The sequence below is a fragment of the Anoxybacillus flavithermus genome (genome assembly GCF_002742685.1).
GTDB classification, from domain to species: Bacteria; Bacillota; Bacilli; order Bacillales; family Anoxybacillaceae; genus Anoxybacillus; species Anoxybacillus flavithermus_E.
On the sequence record NZ_PEDM01000049.1, the window covers coordinates 1 to 9,390 of the forward strand.

Here is a 9,390-nt window from a genome sequence, read left to right on the forward strand (position 1 = left end):
GCCTTCGCAGTTCGGGACTTTCACCCTATAGATTGCACCCATGCCGAGCACACCAAAAGAGGTGTCTTTGCAACACCTCTTTACTTCACTTTTGCACCATTTGGAAGCGATTCATCTACTGTCGCTAATGATAATACACCGTCTTTTTCTCCTGCTAAAATCATGCCTTGCGATAACTCTCCACGCAATTTCACAGGTTTTAAGTTCGTCACGCAAATGACTTTTTTCCCAATCAAATCTTCTGGTTTGTAGTATTTGGCAATACCTGATACAACTTGACGTTTCTCATATCCTAAATCAAGTTGCAGCTTAAGTAAGCGATCTGCTTTTGGAATTGGTTCAGCGTGAACAACTTGTGCCACACGCAAATCGACTTTCATAAAATCGTCAATTGTAATTTCTTCGCTTGTTTCCTCGTTTTGTTCTTGTTTTTCTTCTGTATTTGCTACTGTCCCCTTCATCTGTGACTGAATATATTGCACTTCCTCTTGAACGTCTAAACGCGGAAACAGTGGTGCGCCTTTTACAACCACTCGCTCATGTTGTGAAGCGCCAAACGTTTGTAAGCTGTCCCAGCTCATGAATTGCTCATCTTGAATGCCAAGTTGAGCAAACATCCGTTTTGGCGTTGCTGTTAAAAACGGTTGCAATAAAACAGCTACATAACGAAGAGACTCCGCTAAATGCGACATGACGGAAGCTAACTGTTCATGCGCTGCTTCGTCCTTCGCCAATACCCATGGTTGCGTTTCATCAATATATTTGTTCGTGCGGCTAATAAGTTGCCAAATAGCTGCTAAAGCTTGTGAAAATTGCATTTGTTCCATCGCTTCTTCATATTGTTTCACCGTATCATATGCCGTCTGCACAAGTTGTTCATCAAATGAGGTGTGCGTGCCACGATATGCAGGAATACGGCCGGCAAAATATTTTTCGATCATCGCTACTGTTCGATTTAGTAAGTTCCCTAAATCGTTCGCTAAATCGTAATTAATGCGTTCGACAAAACCTTCTGGTGTAAACACACCATCTGAGCCAAACGGCACTTCACGAAGCAAATAATACCGCAACGCATCAAGACCGTAACGATCAATTAACGTAACGGGATCAACGACATTTCCTTTCGATTTTGACATTTTTCCATCTTTCATAAGCAACCAACCGTGTGCGAACACTTTTTTCGGAAGCGGAAGATCTAGAGCCATCAACATAATTGGCCAATAAATCGTATGGAAACGAACAATCTCCTTTCCAACAAGGTGAACATCAGCCGGCCAATACGTCCTATACTTTTCGTCATTTTCTGTTCCGTATCCTAGCGCAGTAATGTAGTTTGACAACGCATCAATCCATACATAAATGACATGTTTCGGGTCGCCCGGAACAGGAATGCCCCAGTCAAATGTTGTACGCGATACAGCTAAGTCTTCTAACCCCGGCTTGATGAAATTGTTGATCATTTCGTTTTTACGCGATTCTGGCTGAATAAATTGCGGATTTTCTTCATAAAACGCTAATAAACGATCGACATATTTGCTCATGCGGAAAAAGTACGATTGTTCTTTTACTTTTTCTACAGAACGTCCGCAATCCGGACAATTTCCTTCAACTAGTTGTCGCTCCGTGTAAAACGATTCACATGGGGTGCAATACCATCCCTCATATTCATCTAAATAAATATCCCCTTGTTCTAAAAGGCGAGCAAAAATTTTTTCAACGACTTGTTTATGGCGCTGTTCTGTTGTACGAATAAAGTCGTTATAAGAAATATCTAGTTTTTCCCAAAGTTCTTTAATCCCCGCAACAATTTCGTCGACATACTGCTGTGGAGTAACACCTTTCTCCTCTGCTTTTCGCTGAATTTTTTGACCATGTTCATCCGTTCCTGTTAAATACATCACGTCGTAGCCACGCATCCGTTTATATCTTGCCATTGCATCGCCAGCTACCGTCGTATAAGCATGGCCGATATGTAATTTATCGCTCGGATAATAAATAGGTGTAGTAATATAAAACGTCTTTTTCGTCACTTTTACCCCTCCTTGTTGCACGTGTAGTAGAAACGCTCCCGCCCAAAGGACGAGAGCGATTACATACTTCTATTCTTGATCAATACATCTATTCCTCTTATCTCACCAAAATATACATAAAAATAGAGAGCGCTGTCAACTATTCCATATGAGATTATCAACAAATAGTAGTTTTTGTCGAATTTTGTCGAAAACATATCGACATTTTTGTCGAATTTATGTTGAATTTTGTCGAATAATCTTTATAATAAGGTTTGTATCGTCTTGAAAAGTAGTTAAAAACTGTTATGCATCTATTGTAAAATCATTTGGTTTTTGTCATTTCAACTATAATTTTGTCGAATTTTATATGCAACGACATGTAAATCATACATTTTTTTTAATCATTGCATATAAAAGGATTGACGCTTAATGGAAAAGTTGTTATGATAAATCCATAGAGATTTTGTCGAATATTGACGAAAAAAGATGAAAAAAGGAGAGGAGAATAAAGATGAAATCAACAGGTATTGTTCGTAAAGTCGATGAGTTAGGTCGTGTTGTTATTCCAATCGAATTGCGCCGTACATTAGGAATCGCAGAGAAAGATGCGTTAGAAATTTATGTAGATGATGAGCGCATCATTTTGAAAAAATACAAACCAAACATGACTTGCGTAGTAACAGGGGAAGTGTCTGACGATAACTACAAGCTTGCAGATGGAAAAATCATTTTAAGCAAAGAAGGCGCAGAGGCGTTACTACAAGAAATTCAAAACGTTCTTCAACAGTCAAAATAAAAAAGTTTCTCTAGATTTTTCTAGAGAAACTTTTTTACTTATGATACGCTTCATATACATCGCGTTTTGGCAATTGTCGATCTTTTGCTACTTGTTTAATTGCTTCTTTCGAAGTATATTGCTTCGCCTCCATGTAATAGTTGACATGTTCAACAATCGTTAAATCATCCCACCATACTGATTGTTCGTCTGGCATATGATTCCCTTCCACAAGAAGGCAAAACTCCCCGCGCACTTCATGATGTTCTGCCCAATGTATCACTTCTTCAATCGTTCCTCGAATAAATTGTTCGAATTTTTTTGTTAATTCACGCGCTATAACCATTTTTCGATTTCCGAATATATGATGCATGATTGTTAACGTTTCTTGGAGACGATGCGGCGCCTCATAAAAAATAAGCGTATCTTTTATATGTTTTAATTGTTCAAGCTCTTTCTTCTTTTCTTTTTTATGTCGCGATAAAAATCCGTAAAAATAAAAATGAGTTGTCGGTAGTCCAGAAGCTGTCAGCGCTGTGATAGCTGCATTCGCACCGGGAAGAGGCACAACTTTACATTGTGCTTGTAACGCTTCAACAACAAGTTCGTGACCTGGATCAGAAATCGTTGGAGTCCCTGCATCACTCACTAAAGCAACGTGTTTTCCTTGCAAAAGTGAAGCAATAATATGCTCCCCTCGCGCTTGTTTATTATGTTCATGGTAACTCACAAGCGGCGTATGAATGTCGAAATGACTTAGCAATTTTTTCGTTTGACGCGTATCTTCAGCCGCAATGAAATCGACCGTTCGTAACGTTTCGATCGCTCGCAACGTCATGTCTTCTAAATTACCGATTGGCGTCGGGACAATGTATAAAATCCCTTTTTCATCTTCTCCGATAAAACTTTTTTGTTCGTTCATATCGTCTCATTCCCCATATAAAATATGTTTTAACTCGCTCGTATACTCCCCATTTTGTTCATATACGATGAGAGGCGGTAATATTTTCAATCCTTTATTTCCGTCTTTAATTCCTTCAATTAAAATGGTATTCGCTTCTTTCCCTTCCTTTGGATAAACAAAACGTAAACGCTTCGGCTCTAAACGGTATTGTCTCATTAATGTCAAGATATCTAATAAACGCTCCGGCCGATGCACAAAAGCAGCTTTTCCACCTTGCTTAAGCAATTGACTGCTGACGCGGATAACATCCTCTAGCGTGCAATAAATTTCATGACGTGCAATCGCAAAATGTTCATTTTTATTGATTTCTTCCTCGTTTGGCGTTGGAAAATAAGGAGGATTGCACGTCACGACGTCAAATTTACTATGTCCAAGATAAGCAGGCATATGTTTAATATCCCCATGAATGATTTCAATTTGCTCTTGTAATTCGTTGTATTGCACGCTTCGTTTCGCCATGTCATAAATTTTTTCTTGAATTTCGATGCCAATAATTTTTCCTTTTGTTCGTTTACTTAATAGCAATGGGATAACTCCATTCCCTGTGCATAGATCAACTAAATTACCTTTTTGAATGGGGACATATACGAAATTTGCTAACAACACCGCATCAAGTGAAAACGCAAATACGGATGGACTTTGAATAATTTTCATATCTTCCGCTAACAAATAGTCAAGTCGTTCATCTTCACGTAACATGTTTTATCCCTCTTTCTACAGCAAAATAGCCTTCCAGACCATTCGTCAGAAAGGCTATTTTTTATTTAAAAATGACAAACAAAACAAGCAATCCCCATCGGTTCGCAAACTACCGTAATGTACATTACAAATGTGAAACCCTTCTTGATACAGACGAGCTAAGTTATCATATCCTTCACCAATATCAACTAGTTTTGCTTTCGCTTGTTTTTTACCTTGTTCGACTTTTTGCCCAGACAATTGTTCGAGCCGTTTACGCAAATGGTCATTTTCAACTTGGAGGTGATGATTTTCTTCGATTAGCTCCCCAAGATAACTTTTCAGCTCCCCAAGCTGTTTATACAAATGAGCAATTTGTTCCTCGATACTTGTTACTGACTGGAAAATCTCTTTTTTATTCACGCGCCATCCACCCCATCACTCTGTGGCTTGATTAGGAAGAACTTTTTCTTTTATCAATTCGTCAATTGTATACTCGACCACCCGTTCTTTTTCAACTAACTCAACTTGTAGCACTCGTTCTAAAATGTTTAGTCCAACAACCTTTCCTAATCCAAGGGGGGTCTCAATCATTTCCCCTAAATCAGGTAACTGCTCTTTCGCAGTCTCATATTCGTCGTTTTCATATTTTAAACAGCACATTAATCGACCGCATAATCCCGATATTTTTGTCGGATTTAACGATAAATTTTGATCTTTTGCCATTTTTATAGAAACAGGATCAAAGTCGCCTAAAAACGTCGAACAACAAAGCATACGCCCACAAGGACCGATACCACCTAACATTTTCGCTTCATCGCGAACACCAATTTGTCTCAACTCAATTCTTGTACGAAAAATAGCAGCCAAATCTTTAACAAGCTCACGGAAATCAACTCGTCCATCAGCGGTAAAATAAAAAATGATTTTATTGCGATCGAATGTGTACTCCACATCGACAAGTTTCATCTCTAAGCCGTGTTCTTCTACTTTTTTCAAGCAAATATCATACGCTTCTTCTGCGGCTTTTTTATTTTCTTCTACAACAAGTTTGTCTTTTGGATCGGCCAGGCGAATTACTTTTTTTAACGGTAAAACAATATCTTTTTCATCGACTTGTTTTTTAGCTACAACAACTTTTCCGAATTCAATGCCACGAACTGTTTCAACAATAACATAATCACCATTTGAAATGGGTAGATCTCCCGGATCGAAATAATAAATCTTTCCTGCTTTTTTAAAACGAACGCCTACAACTTCATACAAACGCAGATCCCTCCTGCAACTGCAATACTAACTGTTCCATTAAAAGCTGCGGATTCATATTCGTATGCAAACGCGCTTTTGCTTGTAAAATGGCTCTCATATGTTGAGCAATTTGCTTTTCTGAATAAAGAAAACGCGAACGCTGGAATTCATTCATGCAATCATCATATGCAATTTTTTGTTCTTCCCCAAGTAATACATATAATAAGTCTTTATATAAATATAATAATAAGTCTAACCCAATATTCATTTGTTCTTTATTGGTAAAATGAGTGAGCCAATGTTGCTGAATGACAAGTAACGCTTGTACATATTGCTTGTTTAATGCTTCATATAATTGTATCACTATTTTTCGTGCTTGTGCAAACCAATCATCTTGACTTAATCGCAATGCTTCTTCCAAATTGTTGGTTACTCTTGCAGCCAATATAGCTAACTCTCGCGCTACACCTTGTTGTTGTAAATAAGCGTATATTCGCTCTGTTGGCAATGGGTGGAAAGAAACAACTTGACAACGTGAAACAATGGTCGGAAGTATGCGATGAAGCTGCTCTGTCAATAAAATCGCCACCGTTTTTACTGATGGTTCCTCTAAAAATTTCAATAAACTGTTGGCTGCTTGCACAGTCATTTGATCAGCATGTTCTATAATATATAATTTTCGGCTCGATTCAACAGCCGTTTTTGTAAACTCCTCTTGCAACTGTTCAATTTGTTGTTTTTTAATGGAGTTTCCATCTGGGGAAACAAGATGGACATCTGGATGATTACCAGATTGAATGCGGCGGCAATTGGCACATATTTCACAAGGCTCTCCATATACATTTGTTAAACAAAAGAGACGTTTAGCAAACAAAAGAGCCGCTTCCTTTTTGCCTGTCCCTTTTTGCCCTTCAAATAAATATGCATGAGCGACTCTTTCTTTTCTAATACTGTTAACAATCATTCTCGCTACATGTGGTTGATTTGTTTCAAGCGCCTCCCAAGACATAACAACCCCCTCACTTTCTTATCAAAGGCTCGATCAGCGCCCATACGTCTTCAAACACTTTTGTTACCGATTGAGTAGCGTCTACTTTTTTTATGCGGTTTGGAAAACGGTTTAATAACGTCATATACCCATTGCGCACTCGTTCATGAAACGATAATTCTTCTAGATCAAGTCGATTCACTTCCCGCAATCCATTTTCGCGAATGCGCGCTAATCCAAGCGCTGGGTCAATGTCAAAATAAATCGTTAATGTAGGCATCCAATTCTCAACAGCAAACGCATTAATAGCTAATATCTCATCTATTCCTAAACCGCGTGCTACACCTTGATAAGCTAGAGAACTGTCAATAAAGCGATCACAAAGAACTATTTTCCCATCTTTCAACGCAGGAATTACTTTTTCAACTAAATGTTGTCGTCTCGCTGCAGCATAAAGCAAAGCTTCTGTTCGAGCATCCATTCGTTCATTATGAGGATGTAAGATGATCGTACGAATTTGCTCAGCAATATCGATCCCTCCTGGCTCACGTGTCGCCAAAACATCAACATGTTGTTCACTCAAATAATCCTTTAACATGCGGACGATCGTTGTTTTCCCTGCCCCCTCTGGGCCTTCAAATGAAAAAAATAAATAGTTCATCTCATACCTCCTGAAACACTTCGATGTAATCTCCGTCTATATCTGTTTGAAAATAAGCATTCGTTTTCTTTAAATACTGAATGATCTCAATATGTTGCCTTGTCACAATTTCTCCGATAAGTAAAATAGGAATCCCAGGTGGATAAGGGACAACCATTTGAGCACAAACACATCCGATTGCATCTTGAAGCAAAATTTTTTTTGTTTGGCGCCCCTTCGTCCATTCATAACTTACTGCTTGACAATGCTTCGGTAACTGAATTTGTACTCGTTCATTTTGCAGCTCACGACGAATAGATTGCAACGCGCGCTTTATCCGTTCCGTAATGGCTGGAAGTTGTTTCATTTTCGCAAGCGGATAAACAAGTAATACGTTATACGGATCAGCCATTTCCGTAAATATTCCATTCATTTCTAATAACTGTTGTAACTCATATCCTGAATGTGCGCTACATGTTTGTAACGTAATCTTTAATAAGTCTGTTCGGATAAGCGGATGTCGTGATTCCACAACATGAATCGCTTCAATTGTCCGCAATTCTTGTTTAAATAATTGAATTTGAGCAATTATTTCATCAATCGTTTCACGCGTTTGTCGTGCTACATAAGCCCGTGCCAAATCGAGCGAAGCCATAATTGGATAAGACGGGCTGCTTGTTTGAAAAACTTGCAAAAAGTATCTTAACGTACGTTCATCGATAAGCTCACTATTAAAGTGCAAAAAAGACCCCATAGTCATGGCTGGAAGCGTTTTATGGGCCGATTGTACAACAATGTCAGCTCCACACTCAACAGATGATTTGGGAAAAGGTTCCCCGAGCACAAAATGAGCACCATGTGCCTCATCAACTAAAACAGGTATTCGATAAGAATGTGCCAATTGAATAATTGTTGTTAAATCAATAGCCATACCGTAATAGTTTGGATTTGTTAAAATGAGTGCAGCAGCATCTGGATGCTCGCGCAACGTATTACAAATTGTTTCAAAAGACACAAAAGACATCACTTGAACATCTTCATCAAATTCTGGTGAAATAAAAATCGGTGTTGCCCCAACAAGATGTAGCGCATGCAAAATAGATTTATGACAATTACGTTGTACGATGACTTTCTTATTTTTTTCACATGCGGCTGCAATCATAGCTAAATTCCCAGCCGTAGAACCGTTAACTAAAAAATATGTGCGCTTTACCCCATACAAATTTGCCGCTAACTGTTGTGCTTGTTCAATTGCCCCTGCTGGATGATGTAAATCGTCTAAATGTGACAGCTCAGTTACATCTAAATGCAATAATGGCGCAAAAGAAAAAAGAGCTTCTTCATAAAAAACAGCTCCATATTTATGTCCTGGTACGTGAAATGAAATCGGTTGTTTTGAGGCATGCTCACATAAAAGCGTATATAAAGGTGTGTTTGTTTGATCCATCTTTATTCGCTTCCCTACTTACGTTGTTTTATATATTTATATTAAAATAAAACAGGCCCTAATCATAGTAGGGGCCTTTAGTTATGAGTATATTTTATTCTCTCCTATTTTTTTCAATCGTTCAACGTAAAATTTATATTTCTCATCATTTGTTTCAGTTTGGATGAGATCGTTATGGCAATCCATACATATGAAATGATGAAAAACATAAATTCCATTTTTATTTTGCTCGTTACATATAATACAAGTTTTGCTATAAGACATTTGTTCTCCACCTCCCGCTAACAGTTTTCCCAGTTTCATATAACAATATACTTAAAAAACGATCATTTAGTGCAGGAGGACAAAAAACATAAAAAGACCAAGACTAAAATATCGTCTTGGTCTTATTTTTGCCCGGCAACGTCCTACTCTCGCAGGCGGTGTCCCGCCAACTACCATCGGCGCTGGAGAGCTTAACTTCCGTGTTCGGGATGGGAACGGGTGTGACCTCTCCGCCATCGTCACCGAGCAATATATAAAGGATAATTCCTTCAAAACTAGATAACAGGGCTTAGCTGAACAGTCGCCTTCGCTTTTCTTATGTGTTTAGTTAAGTCCTCGATCGATTAGTATCCGTCAGCTACACGTGTCGCCAC

At 38.5% G+C, this 9,390-nt stretch carries 10 protein-coding genes and 1 rRNA gene; 1 reads left to right on the plus strand and 10 read right to left on the minus strand.

Features of this window, described 5'->3' with window-relative positions; genetic code table 11:
- Nucleotides 1–80: 80 nt before the first annotated feature.
- Nucleotides 81–2,030, minus strand: coding sequence for a methionine--tRNA ligase (metG, locus tag CS060_RS13355; RefSeq protein WP_099669044.1), 1,950 nt, complete (start codon nt 2,028–2,030; stop codon nt 81–83).
- Nucleotides 2,031–2,523: 493 nt separating this feature from the next.
- Here metG and abrB point away from each other — a divergent pair, with 493 nt between their 5' ends.
- Complete coding sequence (gene abrB / locus CS060_RS13360; RefSeq protein ID WP_009360784.1) at nt 2,524–2,808, plus strand: transition state genes transcriptional regulator AbrB; 285 nt, start codon at nt 2,524–2,526, stop codon at nt 2,806–2,808.
- A gap of 34 nt (nt 2,809–2,842) precedes the next feature.
- Here abrB and rsmI read toward each other — a convergent pair whose 3' ends face one another.
- The 9 genes from rsmI to rrf all read right to left on the minus strand — a co-directional run bounded on the left by rsmI (nt 2,843) and on the right by rrf (nt 9,263).
- Complete coding sequence (rsmI, locus tag CS060_RS13365; RefSeq protein ID WP_035050163.1) at nt 2,843–3,709, minus strand: 16S rRNA (cytidine(1402)-2'-O)-methyltransferase; 867 nt, start codon at nt 3,707–3,709, stop codon at nt 2,843–2,845.
- Nucleotides 3,710–3,715: 6 nt separating this feature from the next.
- Entirely contained in the window at nt 3,716–4,450 is a 735-nt protein-coding gene (locus CS060_RS13370) for a tRNA1(Val) (adenine(37)-N6)-methyltransferase (RefSeq protein ID WP_035050166.1), read from the minus strand.
- A gap of 54 nt (nt 4,451–4,504) precedes the next feature.
- Nucleotides 4,505–4,852, minus strand: a complete 348-nt coding sequence (gene yabA / locus CS060_RS13375) for a DNA replication initiation control protein YabA (RefSeq protein WP_035050168.1) — start codon at nt 4,850–4,852, stop codon at nt 4,505–4,507.
- A 15-nt stretch (nt 4,853–4,867) separates the two neighbouring features.
- Nucleotides 4,868–5,695: a PSP1 domain-containing protein gene (locus CS060_RS13380; protein ID WP_035050170.1), complete on the minus strand. Its 828-nt coding sequence runs from the start codon at nt 5,693–5,695 to the stop codon at nt 4,868–4,870.
- Entirely contained in the window at nt 5,688–6,686 is a 999-nt protein-coding gene (gene holB, locus CS060_RS13385; RefSeq protein ID WP_035050173.1) for a DNA polymerase III subunit delta', read from the minus strand. The genes CS060_RS13380 and holB overlap by 8 nt, the downstream gene beginning before the upstream one ends.
- Nucleotides 6,687–6,696: 10 nt before the next feature.
- A complete protein-coding gene (gene tmk, locus CS060_RS13390; RefSeq protein WP_035050175.1) occupies nt 6,697–7,326 on the minus strand; it encodes a dTMP kinase in 630 nt (209 codons plus the stop codon).
- Nucleotide 7,327: 1 nt separating this feature from the next.
- The gene (locus CS060_RS13395) at nt 7,328–8,752 is read right to left on the minus strand and encodes an aminotransferase class I/II-fold pyridoxal phosphate-dependent enzyme (RefSeq protein ID WP_099669045.1); all 1,425 of its coding nucleotides are present in this window, start codon (nt 8,750–8,752) and stop codon (nt 7,328–7,330) included.
- A gap of 81 nt (nt 8,753–8,833) precedes the next feature.
- Nucleotides 8,834–9,055: a sigma factor G inhibitor Gin gene (locus CS060_RS13400; RefSeq protein ID WP_306559379.1), complete on the minus strand. Its 222-nt coding sequence runs from the start codon at nt 9,053–9,055 to the stop codon at nt 8,834–8,836.
- A 91-nt stretch (nt 9,056–9,146) separates the two neighbouring features.
- Nucleotides 9,147–9,263 (minus strand): 5S ribosomal RNA (rrf, locus tag CS060_RS13405).
- Nucleotides 9,264–9,390: the final 127 nt, after the last annotated feature.